The organism is Arachidicoccus terrestris (genome assembly GCF_020042345.1).
Lineage (GTDB): Bacteria > Bacteroidota > Bacteroidia > Chitinophagales > Chitinophagaceae > Arachidicoccus > Arachidicoccus terrestris.
Map to the genome: position 1 here is coordinate 1,043,931 of NZ_CP083387.1, position 18,400 is coordinate 1,062,330.

Annotated in this window: 7 protein-coding genes; all 7 read right to left on the reverse strand. The window is 48.3% G+C overall.

The features are described from left to right. Window positions 1-213 precede the first annotated feature (213 nt). A complete protein-coding gene (locus K9M52_RS04040; RefSeq protein ID WP_224070781.1) occupies window positions 214-891 on the reverse strand; it encodes a DUF3826 domain-containing protein in 678 nt (225 codons plus the stop codon). 522 nt (window positions 892-1,413) lie between these two features. Further along, a complete protein-coding gene (locus tag K9M52_RS04045; RefSeq protein WP_224070782.1) occupies window positions 1,414-2,883 on the reverse strand; it encodes a RagB/SusD family nutrient uptake outer membrane protein in 1,470 nt (489 codons plus the stop codon). Window positions 2,884-2,904: 21 nt separating this feature from the next. Next, the gene (locus K9M52_RS04050; RefSeq protein WP_224070783.1) at window positions 2,905-6,177 is read right to left on the reverse strand and encodes a SusC/RagA family TonB-linked outer membrane protein; all 3,273 of its coding nucleotides are present in this window, start codon (window positions 6,175-6,177) and stop codon (window positions 2,905-2,907) included. A gap of 706 nt (window positions 6,178-6,883) precedes the next feature. Next, window positions 6,884-10,660: a malectin domain-containing carbohydrate-binding protein gene (locus K9M52_RS04055; protein ID WP_224070784.1), complete on the reverse strand. Its 3,777-nt coding sequence runs from the start codon at window positions 10,658-10,660 to the stop codon at window positions 6,884-6,886. Window positions 10,661-10,689: 29 nt separating this feature from the next. Next, entirely contained in the window at window positions 10,690-13,686 is a 2,997-nt protein-coding gene (locus K9M52_RS04060; protein WP_224070785.1) for a glycoside hydrolase family 95 protein, read from the reverse strand. Window positions 13,687-13,736: 50 nt separating this feature from the next. Further along, a complete protein-coding gene (locus K9M52_RS04065) occupies window positions 13,737-15,347 on the reverse strand; it encodes an MGH1-like glycoside hydrolase domain-containing protein (RefSeq protein WP_224070786.1) in 1,611 nt (536 codons plus the stop codon). 57 nt (window positions 15,348-15,404) lie between these two features. Further along, entirely contained in the window at window positions 15,405-18,332 is a 2,928-nt protein-coding gene (locus K9M52_RS04070; RefSeq protein ID WP_224070787.1) for an alpha-d-galacturonidase, read from the reverse strand. Window positions 18,333-18,400 lie beyond the last annotated feature (68 nt).

Here is an 18,400-nt window from a genome sequence, read left to right on the forward strand (position 1 = left end):
ATTGCAGCAGGACAAAAGTTCTTTCATTCGATCCAGTTGGTAAAAATACAATAGGTCCTTAATCACTCCTCGACTATTGTATTTTTTGGCGGCACCTATTTACTAAGTACCTGGCTAAGACGCTCAGTTGATCCTTCGCACTTTTAGTTTTCACCTGCAGATCAACAAGGAATCATATGGCTCGCAATCTATGTTTGAATTGATTAACCTAGTTTATTTTTTGGCGGACTCCCTTCGTTTCTTCCAGGCGATCTCCGCCTCTTTCATATCAATACCAGCTGATGACAGGTAGTTATTGATACGGCCTTTGTATTTACCAAACCACCAATGTTTTTCTTTGGAGCTCCCCCCGTCAATGGCATGCTCACGTGCTTCCACCAGCCAGGCCATGATCTGATCTTTTTGCTTTTGGGAAAGATCGGGTAGCATCTGCGTGTAAGCCCGATAGGTCACCTCCAAGGTATGATAGGTGAGTCCGTCTTTCACTTCATCTACCTGATCTTTATTCAATAATTCGTTCAGTCGGCCTACAAACGCCGGATGCAGACGGGCAACACTTTGTTCCGCTTCTGCCTTTACGGCCTTAACAGCGTCTTTTTTGGCTGTTTCGGAAAGCTGGCTGTCTTTTATTTTGCCTGTCTCACTGACCTGTATACTGTCAATCCTGTTAAGATCGAAGTATTGTTGTTCGATCACCCGGCTCACCTTTTGCACCTTTGCAGCGTCCTTTAAGTGAAGTGGCTCAACAATCTTTGCCACTCTCCCCTGAATCACTTTCACATACGCAGGATCCTCCTGGGCTGTCGTATTGGTGAATTGAGCAGAAACGACCTGCAATGAACCGCCAGCCACCACGCTACATAAAAATAATTTTGAAATAATGCTTCTCATCCTGATAATATTTTCTTTGCTTATTTAAACCCCGTTGTGGGATAACAAATGCTGATAAGTCGTTTGGAGCCCCCTTCCACCCACTTAACATACATTTGTTATTTTTCAATCCCACACACTCAAGGTAAAATGAATGGTTAATGATTAAGTGAATTTTTCCTGATGAATCTCCTGGATCCGGTCATGTAATGATAAACATTTAAATTGACGTTCAATGTTTATATGTCAAAATTACTTTTATATATAAATAAAACCTTCCAATATATTTTCAAGAATTTATACAAAATTGTCAAAACAAGGCCAAATCCTCCGTCTTACCAGTGGACAACACCGGCCGGTAAACGGAAAACTTAGACACCGGCAGCTCCAATTGGTTTATTATCAGAACAATAGAAACAGCCTAAAAAACAGGCTGTCTGCTATACAAAAACAATTGCTGAGCCCGGCCATAAAACAAAGTATCCATTGTTCTGTATAGGAATCAATGGATACTTTTACGCAGGAAAATGCGCAATGCCAGTCTTAGTTATTATAGCCGGGGTTTTGCGTGATGGCGCTGTTTTGTGTAATGACATATTCCGGAATGGGAAATAATAGTTTTTCCGCCGTCAGTTTTTTCCCTTTTTTAGTGAGTACTTCAAGCGCCCTCCCTGTCCTTTTAAGGTCAAACCAACGGTGAAATTCCAGCCCCAGCTCCACCCGCCGTTCATGCTCTACGGCCAGCGCCAGCGTAGGGTACTTGTCACTGGGATAGCCGGAAGTCCCATACAGCGGCATGCCGGCCCGGGCCCGGACTTCATTGAGGTAGTCCGGCTTCCCGGTCGCCTCCGATAACAGTAACAACAAATCTGCGTATCGCAGTACGACAAAATTATTGTTGCTCATTTCATTGCCTCCGTCAACCGCTGCAGTGGGATCCATCCATTTTCCGGGAAATTTAATCGATATAAAGTTCCCCTTAGCATCCCTGTAGCCATCTTCAATAGAAACGGAGCGCCTCGGATCACCCGGTTCAAAAGCCTGGTAAAAGTCATCCGTCACTTGATTGATACCACCGCCATACTTCGTAATAACACCATTATTGACCGGCGCATAGGCTGTCCAATAAGGACTATAGGGCGCGCTGGCGGATCCTCCAAGGTACTGGATCTCAAAAATAGATTCAGCGGTATTTTTTTTATCCGGCCCGAAAAGATCGCTATAATGATCGAGTAAACGGTAAGTATGACTGTCATAGACGGCCATTAGCTGAACAGTGGCCAGATCTTTCTTTCCCAGGGAAAGGTATACCTCACCCAGGAGCATTTGAGCGGCTCCCTTGGAAGCCCGGCCAACCATTGCCACCTCCTTTGCAGCAGGCAGGTTCGCCACAGCAAAACTTAGGTCTTCTACAATCAACTGATAGGTTTCAGCAACTGTCGAGCGTAAGACCTGATAGCTTTCCGCTACCGAAAGCGGTGTAGTCACCAGCGGTACGCCGCCAAACAATTGAACCATCTGATAATAGTAAAGCCCCCGTAAAAAGCGCATTTCTGCCTGGACCCTTGCAGTAAACGGCTCGTCCAGTCCCGCATTCTGTATTTTGGATAGTACAATATTGATATTATAAAAAGCTTTATAATAGTCTTGCCAGTACTGATAGATCATGGTATTATTGGGTTGTACCTGATAATCCCGGATAGCCCATTTATCTGCCTGATTACCCGCAACACTATACATGGTGGCATTATCAGACATCATTTCGGTATAGGATGCTGCATCCTCGGGCGCAAATATCGTATATAAGGTGGCATAGGCCGCATTCTCCGCTACCTCAAAATCCTCTTTCGTTTTATAGAAATTATCGGCATTGGCATTGGAGACAGGTGTCAGGTTCAAAAAATCTTTTTTACATCCGTGCAGGAGCAAAAGGAAAATTCCCATTCCCCAAAGGGTTACACGCATGCTCCTCAAACGAAGCGTTGCAATATTTGTATATAGATCGGTTAACATGATTTAAATTTTAGTGATGCATTAAAATTCCAGATTAACACCAAAGGTGATGGTCCTGGGAAGTGGATAGGAGCCGTAGTCAACGCCTACAAAAGCGCCCGATGGAACAGCATTTCCAGCCGCCTCTTCGGGCACATTAGGTGTATAGGTGGTGTTCTCCGGGTCATAATTGCGATAGTCGCTAAAGAGGTAGACATTCTCCGCGTTGATATACAGCCTGACGGCATGAAAGGGACCGTTTTTAATCCACTGCTGAGGTAACCTATAAGCCAGCAGTATATTCTTAAGCCTGACGTAGGTACCAGAGGCGACCCAATAATCGGAGAAATTCTGCTCCATAGTGGTGGGATTAATGGAAGGCCTGAAGTGCACACCATCACCGGGTGAGGCGGCAGATTTCCAATAGTTCGCAACGTCTTTAAAAGCATTCCGGCCGCCATTCCAGATACCCATATAACGGGTCAGCTGATTGACAATCTGCCCGCCGAAGCGTCCCTGAAACATAAAGGAGAATTCCAGGCCTCTGTAGCGAAAGGAATTGATGATACCAGCCGTAAAGTCAGGCTGGGCATTCCCCAGGGTGGTCCTGTCCCCTTCATTGATCTTTCCATCCCCGTTGACATCCACTACAATCGGTTCTCCCGGTCTCGTGCCTTCTACATGTGGGCTGCCGTCAATTTCAGACTGGGTGTTATAGACGCCATTGAACTTATACCCATAGAAATTGGATATGGGCTGTCCCACTTCCGTTTTGACCGTTACCACATAATCAGTAAAGATGAGCGGCGTATTGCCCGGACCTAACTGCAGGACCTTATTGCGGTTGAAAGACAAATTAAAATGACTGTCCCAGCTCAGTTCCCCGGTGAGGTTCTTTGTCTGCAGCCCCAACTCCAGGCCGCTGTTGCGTACTTTACCCACATTGGTCAGCTGGGTATTAAATCCGGTAATGTCAGGAATAGGTACATTGAGTAGCAGGTTCTGTGTAATCGACCGGTAATACTCCACACTGGCAGAAACCCTGTTTTGCCAGAAGTTAAAATCGAGCCCCAGATTAAACTGCCTGGTTTTTTCCCATTTAAGATCCAGGTTGGACAAATTATCCACGGCCAGTCCGCTGGCTATTTGGTCACCACTGACATAATTGGATGTACTTAACAGTCCGATGGAGCCGTAATTGGGAATCTGATTATTACCCGCCACACCATAGCTGGCCCGGAGTTTAAGCAGATTGATCCAGTCGGCACCCCGAAGGAAGGGCTCATCTGAGATCACCCAACCGGCTGAAACAGACGGAAAATATCCCCATTTGGTGTCTTTGCCAAACCTTGAACTGCCATCCCGGCGAAGCGTGGCCGTCAACAGGTATTTTGTATCATAGTGATAGGTGGCTCTTGCCAGTAAGGACAACATCGACCATTCTGAAGCAGTAGAGGTACCGGAACTGGCGGTTCCCGCATTCAGCGTCGGCACCAGATCATTCGGGAAGTTACCGGCGGTAAGGGACATAAACTCATCTCTTTGATGTTGGGCGGTAAAACCGGCCAGGGCTTCCAGATGATGCGGCCCCCAGCCCTTCCCGTAGGTAAACGTATTTTCTGTCAGCCAGTTCAGAGAATAGGCAGACTCCGCATATCCCTGGGCCGGGAGATTGGAGGAATAGCCATACTTCTGGTTCTTATTTCGGTAAGAGTTGGCTCTAGAATTCATCAGGTTCGCGTTCAGGCTGGTTCTGAATTTCAGGTCATCTAGTATCTGATACTCCAAAAATCCGGTAGCCAGCGTATTAAAAGTTTTTTGCTGATCCTTGATTTCCCGCGTCAGTGAATAAGGGTGCCACATAATAAGGTCGCTATAGGGGGTAAAACGGTACCACTCCGAGTTAGGATCTCTGAAGCCCAGGTTTCCATTTTCGTTATATACCGGAAAAATAGGATCACTCTGTAATCCGAGGCTCACGACATCGCTTTTACCGGCTGTGCCCTGCGTGCGATCAAATATGCCCGTGAAAGAAAGATTCAAGCCGGTCAGCACTTTCTCTGAAATCCTGTGCCGGATATTTGAACGTAGGGACAAGCGTTTGTAATAATTTCTGTCAAGCACCGCCTGCTGGTCCAGATAACCGGCAGAAAAAAGAAAATTGGTTTTCTCCGATCCACCGGATACCGACACTTCCCCATGCCGGGTGGGGGCGGTCCGGAACATGACGGACTGCCAGTTCGTTCCTTTGCCAAAGCTGCCAGGATCATTTATAAAATCCTCCGGGATCCTGTAGGCTGGTGATCGTTTATCATTAGGATCGGACGCGTTTCCTCCAGCGTCTACCCAGGCATTGTTATGTGCGTCTACATAATATTGAATAAACTGCTGCGCATCCATTACATCAATTGTGCGATCGACATGCTGTAAACCATACTCAAAAGTAGCATTGACAACAGAGCGCCCTTTCTGCCCCAGCTTTGTCGTAACGATAATAACGCCATTGGCCCCTCTGGATCCATAGATCGCCGCTGACGAGGCATCCTTCAATACATCGACAGACGCGATATCCTGGGGATTGATCAGGTTAAGATCAAAGTTCTCCATCGGCATGCCATCCACGACAAATAAAGGATTCGTTCCTGCCGTGATCGAGGAGGTTCCGCGAATCTTGATCATGGGACCGGAACCGGGCGCTCCCTGGCTTTGTGTGATACTGACCCCTGGAAGTGCTCCGGCCATGGATTGCGCCACGTTACTGTTGGAGCGGTCTTTAAACTGATCGTATTTTACGGAAGCAATGGAACCGGTAACTGTTTTCTTGCTCTGTGTTCCATACCCCACGACCACCACATCTTTCAACACGGCGCTGTCCTGGCCATCCACCATCACGATGACCAACGGCCGCGTCGGCGTTTGCGCCGTCACCGTAAAAGTTTGAGCGACATAGCCAACATAAGAAACCTCTATTTGACTACCGGCAGGGGCCGCAAGACGAAAACGCCCCTGACTGTCCGTACGATCGCCGACAGAGGTCCCGATCACTTTAACACTGGCGCCCACTAAAGGTTGCCGATCCCGACTGAGCACCCGTCCTTCTACGGGAAGGGTGAGCTTACCCGTGTCCTGATACATCGAAGCCCCATAGCCCGCCAGATCGGGCCGAAAGGGCTCGCCATGGGCAGCTGCCCCATACAAGATACCGGCAACCCCCATCGCGGCGATCCATAGCCGGCAATAGCTGCTCTTAAAAAAATGGGGGCCGCCTCTGCCGGACATAAGACGAGTACCCCGGATGTTTGGTAATTTTTTCATATTCATCCTTTTTGGTGAGTAAATGAGATTTGCTGTTGGGTGTTTTAAAATCACTTAAGGCCGGTGACAGTATCATAAAGGCAAAAGCGTCCCTGTCCGGTCTCAATGACCAGTTCTACCGGAACTTCGGTATTGCATACATAACCTGACGGAAGTAGACTGTCGGCGAATAGGGTATCTATGCAGACAACCCGGCCACCAGCTGAAAAAAGATGTCTGACACCGGCCCGGTTATCTGTAATATGTTTTCAACGCTAAAGCCGAATAGCATTCCAGTAGGAAAACAACGCTGTTTTCACCGGGCATCTAAGCCAAGGTGCGTTTCTACAGATAACAGCTTAGCCACCTGCTGTTGCGTTTTCCATAGTTTTTAAGCGTTAAAAAAAAGACTTGCATTGGGCCAAGTGCCCCGTTATTTCATCATTAAAATATCCTGATTCAACCATCGTAATTGCGGTAAAAAATTTAAAAAGATCCGTTATAGTGACTTCCCTGATTATACTGCCGCGGCACTTTTCAGGTTGTATGTTCATTTAAACGGCAACACCCGATCCTATGACACCAAACTACAAAATAAATCGAACATTCAAATAAGGCCGACTGATAATATCCAATTTATGCGAATATTCAATAAGAATAATGCGAATACTTGTCGGTATTTTTTTAATGCCTGCCAACGCTTACGCCATGATCATTTCCTGCCTTTTTATCGAAGTTTTAATGAATACATATAGACAGGTGCATTCGTTTTTTTCCATGCTACCACCAGCTGATACCTGCCCGCATTGATCATGGTGGGCGTCATCAAAAAGCAGTTATTCCATTTGCCTTCTTTGGTATGCGTCAGCCAGACAGCTGACTCAGCCATCACTTTGCCATCTGCCGCGACAAGCTTCAAAGTGGCCTGCAGGCTGTCCTGCCCGGGACAAGCATATTTTACATGAAAGGAATGAAAGTCGGCCACGCCCGTCACCAGTGGCCAGGCAATTGAGTCTGCCTGATTATCCGGAACACCGGCTGCCGCAGCCCTGAATAAAATACAATCCTTGCCGGCTCTCTTTACACGGGACGCGCCGCGGCTGAATAAGGCACTGGTCACGTCATAGGTAAATTCCTTTTTCTGATCATAAGGCGGCTGCATGTTGCTGACCGGCTTAAAGGCAATCAGGCTCGTTTTCCACCAGGGTTCTTCGCTGAGAACTATTCCCTTAGAGACCTTTTTTTTATAAACCTCAAGGCTATCTTCAATCCCGCTGCCGTTTTGAATCAAGACTTCCGCTTTCGTATGTGTATTGATAAACTTATCCGCTTCAAGTTTTGCAGCCAGCTTCTTATCTGCGCCCGGAATACCTATGTACCAATCTAATGGTGCATTGACGATCCATTGAACACGCTGTTTTAAGGCAGATTGTGGAACGGTATTTTTGCCTTCCTTCACCCTGTCTTTTCCCACAGCGGCGGATTGCAGCCATTCAGCCCCATATAAACCGGCAGGAAGTCCGGAGAAGCTGACCGGCAATGGCGGGTTCTTATCCCCGCCCGTTTTTAACAGGTGATTATCTCCGGTACTTAGCCAGTCCTGTAGCCTAAACTGACTGGACTCCTGTCCTTTTCTATCCTCATTTAGCAACGACACAAGCCCTGCCGGCGCATTTACTTTTTGCGGCTCACCTGAGGCAGCACCTTTCTTTTTGCTGGCGATAGCGATGGCTGCAATAATGGCCTGCCCGCTATATGTTCTGGGAAAATCAATACGGATATGGCCATCCTTTACATGAACATCAAGGATCTTCTTAAGTGCTTTAAGGCGACCCGCTTCCCTGAAAATGTCAAAATGAGCCAGTCGCAGCTGAGCGTTGACAGCGACATCAAAATCCCGCCAGCCCGTGCAATCCATATTGCTGCCTATCCCCCACCAGGGTTCTGCAAAATACAATTCCACGCGGTAGTCTCCACTGGGCACAGGGAAATCAAAATTCAGTTTGTCCCTGCCATAGCGAAATGTCTGAAAGAGTGCATCGTCAAGCGTTCCCTTAATCGGATCCGTTATGCTCCGCTGACTGGCGAAAAAGGAAGGAAGACCTTTGTAGTTGGCTGTCCAGGATAAAGAGCCATAGCTTTTCGGCGTCCTGGACCTGTCGGGCGCCCACCGGTTACCGAAATGATCTGTATAGGACTGCCCTCCGCAATTAAAACGATACAAATAATTGTAACCGGCGGCAGGCGCTAAGATATCCGTTGACACGTCTTCGGATCGCACCCTGCTTTCGCGGCTACGCCACTTAGGGTCCTCCGGTAAATTTCTTAAGCGGACCAGATCGGTTACCCGGGCCTTCCCGTTATAATAACCGACTGCGAAGAGTATATTATAATTCAGACGGACATTTTTCCAGGTAAAATGAGTACCTATACCCCCGCGCGTTCTTGTACCTAAAACATGCATACCCCGGCCATTATAAAGCCTGACAGAGTCACAGTTGGAATAAACGATAATATCTTTTCTTTCCCTGGTGCTATGCCACCTGCCGGGCCAGTCGTGGGAAGCAATATGCACCATGGGCGCGGTATCCGCTTTCGTAAAATTAGACTGATAAAGATAGACGGCCTCTGTGGGTTCCTCCCAGGAAGTCAGCAATCCTTTATAGTTGACAGGGCCAATCTTATCCAGATCCCGGTATCCTTCTCCGGCCTGCACTCTTCCGGGATTATCATGAGAATTAAAAAGCCAGAGAAACTGCCCGCAAACACTATCACGTACTTTCCAGGCCAGCCTGATCTTCTTTTCCATCAGCGCGCACCAGCTTTCAATGCTATACGCTCCTTTTTCTTTAAACCCTCCTTCCGAATGAACATCCATTGTCCGCCATCCGCCATACTCACCGACCAGCACCTCTTTTTTCAGATCTTCGTTATAGGTATCGGGATCCCCCCCATAGGTGCCGCTCCAGTTCTGGGGAACGTCCCAATCAGTTCCTTCACCGCCATTACAAGTCGTGATCAGCCGTTGGCTCGAAGCAGTCGGATCCAGAGAACGTATCAGCTGAACACACTGCTTTGCAAAGTCTGCCGGCAGCCGGCTTTCGTTTTGCAAACCCCACATAATATTGGAAGGGCTATTTCTTCTTTCCAATACCCAGTCTCTCAGCAGGCTGAGGAAATTCTTCCTGAATGCCGGCGTATCAAACCAGATATGCGCTGAAAATTGCGGCCACCATAAGACACCGTCTTTATCCCAATAGTATTGATAGCGCAAATTATGAGGCTGGTGTGCATCCCGGAAAGCATTGAAACCCATTGACCGGATCATGGCGACACGGGTAGCGATCTCTTGTTTTGTAAAAGCATGGCTATTGCCCAAAGCATGTTCATAACCGGCAATACCATTAATAAAAACAGGTTTTCCGTTTAGCAAAAACCGCTTAGGACCCTTTTGATCAAGTGCGGGCCATTTGATCCACCGTATCCCGTAGGGTGTCTCCAGTTCATCCAGTACGGTGCCGGACGCCTTGTCGGTTACGGTGGTCTTTAAGGAATACAGATAAGGGGACGCCAGCGACCATAAATGAACCACTCCTGTGAGGCGTAGCCTACAACGAGCGACCCGCTGCGCATCAGCACCGCTGTCAAGCGTCGTGTTATTTTCCGCAACTTTTTTTCCTGACCTGTCAAGTAAGACCTGCCGGACTACGACAGACTGAGCTGAATCCGCATAGCTTTTGACAGTGGTAGCGACATACAAGGTGGCCGCTTTTTCATTGACCGTCGTATCATTATAAATATGGACGCCAAATGGAACAATACGCACCTTACCGGTACGGATCAGATGCACCGGCCGGAAAATCCCCAGCGGCTGACTTCCTTCGGAAAATCCGACTTCATCGGAACATCCACCGCAAACCCAGGGCAGGTCTCTTATACCCGCCGGATGTTCGACCTTTAAGGCCAACAGATTACCGGCGCCTTTTTTATTGAGCCACTGAGTCACTTCCAGACTAAAGCTGGTCCTTCCTCCCGCGTGTTTCCCAATCAAATGCCCATTCAGATATACCGTTGCATAAGAGCTGACTCCTTCAAAAAACAAGAAATAAGACTGTCCCGGTTGATAGACGGCATCAAATGTCTTCCTATACCAACCGTCCCCATGGCGATTACCGTGCTTTTCCCGGATATAGCCGCCATAATCATCCCAGTTATGCGGCAATTGAACTGTCTTCCAGTTTTGATCTTTATAACCTAGCCCCTCAAATCCTTTATAGCGAGACCCGCCGCTGCTATCTGTCACCGTCTTCCAATCATCATCCAGTAAGCGGTCCTGCCTGAATGAAGAACTCCAGGGTAATTGACCTTGCAGCTTGCCAACGATCATCAGACAGCCGATCAGTATCAGTAAACAACAATAGCGTTTTACGCTACCTCGCAGGAGGTAATACTTCGCATATCTTTCTTCACTGCTTCCCCTCACTGTCTGCCCAATTTGCATCATCGATTTCTTTGCTGTTTTAACCTATTGTCTTATTGAATTCCGTTCATTTCTTCCAGATCCCCATTCAGTGTGTAAAGTGTCCCCGCTGCCACGTGCAGCTTTTTTGCCAACTTTCCATAATGCAATACACAAGGTCCGCTTTTTATCCCGCGGATCTGTACTTTGTCCAGCCGGTGATCTTTCCACCAGATATTGAGTGTAAAGCCTCCTCTTGCCCGGATTCCTCTGACCCAGCCCACAGCCAGGCTATCGGGCAAGGCAGGTAATAGATCTATATAACCGTTTTGACTTTGTACCAGCATTTCCGCGACTCCGGCCGCCCCACCAAAATTGCCGTCAATCTGAAAGGGCGGATGTGCATCCATCATATTATGATACACGCCACCACGCTCCCGGCCGGCCGCGCCTTCTGCCGGACGTAATAATTCTTCCAGTAGTTTCAAGGCATGATTGCCCTGTTTAAATCTTGCCCAAAGGTTGACCTTCCATGCCAGCGACCAGCCGGTGCCGCCGTCTCCACGGTAGATCAGTGACTGTCTAGCGGCACGCATCATGGCAGAATCCTTATCCCAACTGATATCATTACCGGGATAAACGCCCCATAAATGAGATACATGGCGATGGGTGTCTGCCGTATCATCTTTATCCTCCATCCACTCCTGCAATTGCCCGTATTTACCCTTCTGATTGGGCGCGATCTGTTTGTATTTATCTGCCAGATCTTTTCTGAAGGCTGTATCCACGCCTAATATTTCGGCCGCTTTGATGCAATTACTAAACAGGTCACGAATCAGCTGATGATCCATCGCAGGCCCCGCGACCAGCCCGCCATGCTCCGGTGAATTAGAAGGCACAGAAATCAAATAACCGGTTTTGGGGTCAGGTATAAGAAAATGCTGATAGAATTCGGCGGCCTTTTTCATCAGCTTATAGCCGGTATCTCTTAAGAAGGCTGTATCTTCTGTAAAGAGAAAATGTTCCCAGACATGATGACTGAGCCAGGCTGACCCGCCTACCCAGATTCCATGTTTAGCAGCATCGATCGGTGCTGTTGCCGCCCAAATATCTGTATTATGATGGAGCACCCAGCCGGGTGCGCCATATTGTTCACGAGCGGTAACGGCGCCCGCTTCACTTAGATCCTGGATCAATTTGAAAAGTGGCCCGGTACAGGAAGACAGGTTCAGCACTTCCGCCGGCCAATAGTTCATTTCCAGATTGATATTGGTCGTGTACTTACTGCCCCATGGCGGTGTAAGCAAATTATTCCAGATCCCTTGCAGGTTCGCAGCGCGGCCACCGGGCGGTGTGGCACTGATCATCAGGTACCGGGCATACTGTGTATAGAGCGTTATGAGCCCGAGATCGCTGCTGACCGTAAACTGCCGGATTCTTTCATCCGTCGGCAGATCCCTTCTGGATGTTGTACCCAGTCGCAAATCAAATGTATCAAAGAGTTGGTGATAAGCCGCCTCATGGCGTTTATAAAGCGCTCCATAATTGCCATGGCCGATAGCCTCAATCTGCCTGAGATAACCCAGACACAGGCTATCAGGATGCCCCGAAGCGTCATTATAATTGACAAAATTGGTCGCAGCCACGGTATAGAGCGTCGCCGCATCCGCATCTATAACCTCAATCGTACTATCCGTCACTTTTAGTTGGGCCGCTGCCCCTTCAGTCTTTATCCTTAACGCACTGTAACCATGGAGGACACCGTCTTTTACCTGTACTTTGAGGCCGATGGTCTCATGATCGATCTTAAAAAGCTGATGATCGCCATGCAGCGTGGAGAAGCGTGCCTTAAAATGAACGGCCTTATGCCTGTCTGCTTCTATCCGCATGACCATTACAGGATCTGCCGCACTCGCCCAGTAATGGCGCGTAAAACGGATATCATTTTTCTTATAGGAAACCGCTGCGGTGGCAGTGCGTATATTGAGTGAACGTTTATAGTCTGAATACCCGCCGCCGGTCAAGTCCTGCAGGTAGATATCACCAAAAGGTTGATACCTCGCTTCATACTGCGGAAAGAATGGTGGCCGGCTGTCCTGAATCCAGTACTTCCAATCTCTGGAAATTGCTATGCCCGATGCAGGTGTTTTGCCAGCTGGATATAACACAAAAATCGGCCGGTCATTCTTTACACCGGTAAAACCGCCTTTATCAAAAAAGTTAATGACCTGAATAGCCAGTACATTCTTGCCTGCATGCAGCCATTCTTTCTTTAACAGATAATGCCTTTTGGTAGAAATACCTTCATCACGGCCCACATAATGGCCATTGACATAACAATAGTCCTGATCCCGGATGCGCCCCAGATCCACATACAGATCCTGACCGGCCATATCTGCCGGCACCTCAAAATCTACCCTGAACCACAAGGCGCCGTCAACACCCTGCAGCCCGCCGGTTTCCCAACCGTTGATGAGCGGTAAATGCATTGTCTTCCAATGGCTATCATCCAGGCCCGGCGCAGCTGCGGCGGTATCTTTACGTACTTTTTGCAGCCAGTCTTTCCTTAATTGCTGATATTTTTCCGGGTCGTGGTCGTTAATGCCCATAAAATGCGCCTCCCCCAACGCTTCCGCTTCTTTTTGTCTGCCGGCAAAAATCAGCGACCGGATTGCAGGCAGATACTTGCAGGCCCCATGATGGGCATAGTCTCTGGGGCGGCCATTCCAAAGCGTAGACTCATTAAACTGTATATGATCCGTATCCACACCAGCGAAGATCATCGCACCGATATGACCGTTTCCGATGGGCAAAGCGTCTGTCCAGTGGGCGTCCGCCGCGGGTTGGTTATACCATAATATCAGGGAATCGGGCGCCATCTGAGTATAAGCCTCTTTAGGCCCTCCTGCACCGCAGCTCACCCACAGCAGCATAACACTCCATATAGCAGAAAACAGCAGACATTGTTTACAAATGCCCATGCAATTCGGGGAAGTCTTACTACGGCTGTTCATTTTAAGCCCGGCTTTTTCGGGGAAGCCGGATCGCGCATGATTCAGGTTCGTTTTCATATTAATAAGGTGCTATGTTTTAAATTAGATGCGGTGTAGTGACTGCGCTCTTATTTTAGGGAGACCGTAATGGGTGCCAGTTTTCTGCTTCGGGCACGGACCTTTCCGTCCACAAAAATCTGCAGGCCTTTTCCATGCCCGTAATGACGGCCATCCTTGTCCCAGAGGACTGTAATGGCATGTCCGTGATAGCGGACATTGTCCAGGCAGAACCAGGCCCACTGTCCTTCGGGAATGAGGGGCCGAATGGCTAGCTTATCGCCCAGAGCAGGTTTGATTCCCACCAGATCGCTGATAATCAGATCAGCAAAACCGGAATGGTTGTAATACCTGCTGCGTGGATTATTGCGGAGCCAGAAGCCCGTCTTTTCATCCTGGTATTCCCCGATAAAAGGTTTTCCGTCTTTTTGCTGGGCCCAGGCATATTTATGAAGCGCGTCATAAAATACACGGGCCGTCATATGGTTATGGTGCTTATAGTTATTTAATAAATTAGACAGCCCCTTCAGGGTCTGCGTCGTGGCATAGGGCCAAACGGCGCCATCCCATTCACAGCCATGTCCCGATCCGTGTGTTCTGAAAAGAGGATGCCTTCTCTCTGCGGTTGTAATCCCCCAGGGTGCGCTGAAACCAGTAGTATCAGTCAACTGTTCCCAGGCTTCAGCATACTGCTTTTTATCTGTCGGCAGGTTAAAATACCAGGGAATGAAGCCTATTTCTTCCCGGGCATCCGCAAACTTTCCATTCGGATATTTTACCTCAAAAAATGTTGCTTTTGCATTCCAGAGGCTATCCAGCACCATCTGTCTCAGATCCCTTGCTTTTTTCCGGTAATAGGCTGCTGCCTGAGGCTGCCCCAGAATTTGATTGATACGGGACAAGGCCAGCGCATTACCATACATATAGCTGTTGATGGTCGGCCGCCTGTTTTTCTGGGTACGGGAACCGCTGATGGATTCTTCCATGGCGTCCCGTACGTCAAATTGCCAAAACAGGCCGTCAGGCAATTGTTTTTCGGCCTCCCATTTCTTGTAGTCAGCAGACAAGGCGGGTAACATTTTCTGCAAAAATGCGCTGTCCTGACCTACCAGGAATAAACCATAAACGGCGTCATCGATCCAGGTGCTGAACCGGTGAAATCCGGGCTTTTTTTGTTTGGGATCCGCGAACATCCAATAGGACGTGTACGCCTGAATATATTTTGGATCATGCAACCAGCGTCCCTCATAGATCTGATGTCCCAGTGCTGAGCTAATACTGTTAAAGGCGCCTCCAAATTTTACCGGCGTTATAAATTCTGTAAATATAAACCCATAGGGGGTTTTCACCAGGTGCTTTCTAAAACTCCACCATCTAAAATAATAGATTTTCTGTAGTGTTGTATCCGGACAGGAAAACAGTGGAATATTGTCGCTGAGCCACTGATAAGCATGGGCGTTGTCTACATAGTTAACAACATCTCCGCTATCCTGCGCATTAAAACTGGCTACATCTTCCTGCATAATGGCCGGCCGTAAAATCACAGGCCCCTTTTCGCCGGGCTGCCCGCTGTTCTGACTGACAGCCGGCAGGCTTATAATACTTAGTAAAGCTGCTGTGGTATATTTAGCGACCAAAGAGACAGCCGCATATTGTCTTTGTCTACGCCAAACTGATTTCATACATAATTTTTATATCGTTATCGTTGTGCTATTTACTGCAGATCTTATAATATTTCTTTATCTGAACAGCCAGTCCAGATCCGGCTGACTGCCTGTTGCTCCAAGCCCGGCATCAAAAGCGGGAATATCTTTTGCCCGCTGGATAAAGCCCAGCAAAAGGCAGATACCTTTTCCCAATTGTAAGTCATGGACGCCCTCCCTGAAACTGTAGCTATGGACATTGATGCCCGGAAAACCGCGCAGTATACCTGCATTAGCGATCGTGGTGGCCGCCTGACCATAGTCGTTGGCGCTGGCATCTGTCTCTAACTCCGGTTCTTTCAGATAGGCTTTATTTTTCCGGGTAAAGAAGCCGACCAGTAGTCTGACAGGTTTATCTGTTTTAAAGTATAAACGTGTACCGGCCTGGATCTGTCTGGCGCGATCTACCTGAATGCCCTGAAGGCCCTGTAATATTCCGGCTACGGTATCCAGTTGAACAAGGGTATCTTTAAAGGGACACCCTTTTTTGCCGACGCTGAACATATCAGCTGAAACATTATGATCCTGCTCAATATAGTAGGTACCCAATGTTTCTTTTTGATCCTTGCCGGTATCCATGCTTTTAGGCGGATTCAAAAACCGGACCTGTGCCGGCTTCAATGTCACCACCGTCGCTTTCTGGTCTGACCGGCTGGCACCATGCAGTTTTAACGCCTGAATATTTTTCTTAAAGTTGTCGAGTTCCTGCTGATAGACGGGCAGCAGGTCCGACCATGTTTTATTCTGGCCGTCTTTACCTGTCAGGGGAATTTTCCTTGCACCCGTCTGTAGGCTATTAGCATATAGATAAGCAGGTCCTGCAACAGCCGCCAGTTTTCTGAAGGCCTCAACACTGGACGAAAGTAGCGGCAGGGCAGACTCAAGATCCTGTACATCATGACTGTAACCATATCTTAGTATATGAAGAGCCGCCATGACTTTCTTGCTATAAAATTCTGCAAGATGCTGATAACAGATCATGTCATTTTTCAGCCGGTTAAATTCAGCGCTGTTCCGTCCAATTTTCTTCTCCGCAGCCTGAATCGCCGCTACTGCCTGCCTGGCATGAACCAGTACTTCTTCTGCGATCTGAACCGGAGTCTCTCCCACATGCTTTTGATGCAACCATTCTCTTTTCGCATATTCGGTGATCATCTCCCCCTCAGGTGATTCCGAGTTATACAGCAGTGTAAAAAGATTGTATTTTTCCGGATCAATGAGTTGACTCATCAACATACCCAGGCTCAAGGTCTGCCGGTTGCCATCGGTAATACCATAGCGCCTTAACAGCTTGGGGGCGATTTCTCCGGACGCTTCGTAGGCACGCAGTATTTGCGCTCCCGTTGCAAGATCACAACCATATTTTTCAGATAGCCGGCCGGCCCAATAATTTTCTTCCGCTATGCGGTCGCGGTCGGCATTCCAGGCATACCTGGCCCACTCGGCATACCAGATCCAGTCCCGGTTAATCTGCAGCAACCTTGGGTCCGCTTTATCCGCGCTGTAAGGCCAGTCCCAGTAAGACGCCTGCGGATACAGATGTAAACCGTTAGAACCATAGATCTTATGCATCGCCTGCACGCATTTTTGAATGAAATCATCAGCGCCATAGCGGAAGGGTTCAAGATTGGCCAGAATGTGCACATTCTCTATCTGAACGGGAGAAGCCGCGCTTAGCTTACGGTGCAGTTCCGCCCAGGGTCCACGAGGCTGGTAAGTAGTCAGCGCCTCTCCGTTATACTTAGCCATCGTATACAGATTGCTGTAAATAGGTTTGGCCGCCGCCATCACAGCTGGACCGTCCGCATCATGGGCCCGCAAAATAATGGGCGGCTGTATTTTCTGTCCGATTGCTTTTAGGCCATCTTTTACGCCGGGAATAATCGTCTCTGTAAACCATTTAGTATCATCCGGGCCCACCCCTTCCATCGCCTCACCAAGCGTAACCAATAGCCCTACATTCGGGTATTGCTTGACAAAGGCAGCGATTGACTTTCTTGTATAATCGGCAATCAGGGGCGTGATCGGCCGGTTCCGGTCCTGTGTTTTAATATGGTGCTTTTCTGCAAAAGGTTTGGAAACGATAATATTATAAAAGGCCTGGATCACCCAGATACCTCTTTTGTTCGCCTCTGTCGTTAGAAAATGAAACATCTCCTGATTAGCCGCAAAAGTCGCACTATCCACTTCTACCGCGTCGGGATAATCTTTTAAACGGACCAGGGAAGCAAAGGGATGACCGGACCAAAGGTAAAGTGTATTCATGCGGTTATCCACCAGCATATCCAGATATCTGATCCATAGTTCCTTATCATAAAACCAGGGAAAGCTCTCCCGGGTATAAGGATATTCATAGGTTCCGCGTCCGGGCAACATATAAGGCTTCTGTAATCCTATACACGCACCTCTTAGCGTCATTTGCGGCTGATCACTAAACCGGATCCCGCGAAACAGACTATCGATGTCTTTTAAGGCCGCACTTGCCGACCCAGCTTTGGTCACCTGCCGGGTGATCCGCTCATACAGCTCCAGACAACCATATAAGGCCCCCGAACCGTCTGCCCCGGCGATCAGGACATTGCCGTTTTCAGCGCCCTGTATGGTAAAACCTTCCTTAGCGGTATCCAGATGAGCAGAGGCCTGCGCTTCATGAATGATTTGCCCGATACCTGGCGCGCCGGCAATACCGATATCGATATATCTGCGCCCCGGCTGATGCTTTTTTAACGATTGCCTAAAGGAAATCAGTTGTGTCGGGTAGCCTGCTTTCTTCAGTGCTGCGACAATGCGCTTGGCACCAAAGGCGATCCGTCCTGTCGCCTCTTGTTGATAACGGATGGTATATAAAGGAGCCTTTTGCGCGAATGAGGCAGTCTGGCAGACAATTACGATACCCATCAGCAGAAACATTCTGCCCAACTGTCCTTGTATATTCACAGATCTCCTTCTATCTTTAAATCGCATAATCCACATTTTAAATTTCATTAAATCCAAGTAAAGACTCCCGACACTTCTCATCCGGAGTGCTATGA

What these genes read in the sequence shown, in the direction of transcription:
- K9M52_RS04040 (WP_224070781.1), bottom strand. Translation starts at nt 891, where the DNA reads ATGAGAAGCATTATTTCAAAATTATTTTTATGTAGCGTGGTGGCTGGC.
- K9M52_RS04045 (WP_224070782.1), bottom strand. Translation starts at nt 2,883, where the DNA reads ATGTTAACCGATCTATATACAAATATTGCAACGCTTCGTTTGAGGAGC.
- K9M52_RS04050 (WP_224070783.1), bottom strand. Translation starts at nt 6,177, where the DNA reads ATGAAAAAATTACCAAACATCCGGGGTACTCGTCTTATGTCCGGCAGA.
- K9M52_RS04055 (WP_224070784.1), bottom strand. Translation starts at nt 10,660, where the DNA reads ATGATGCAAATTGGGCAGACAGTGAGGGGAAGCAGTGAAGAAAGATAT.
- K9M52_RS04060 (WP_224070785.1), bottom strand. Translation starts at nt 13,686, where the DNA reads ATGAAAACGAACCTGAATCATGCGCGATCCGGCTTCCCCGAAAAAGCC.
- K9M52_RS04065 (WP_224070786.1), bottom strand. Translation starts at nt 15,347, where the DNA reads ATGAAATCAGTTTGGCGTAGACAAAGACAATATGCGGCTGTCTCTTTG.
- K9M52_RS04070 (WP_224070787.1), bottom strand. Translation starts at nt 18,332, where the DNA reads ATGCGATTTAAAGATAGAAGGAGATCTGTGAATATACAAGGACAGTTG.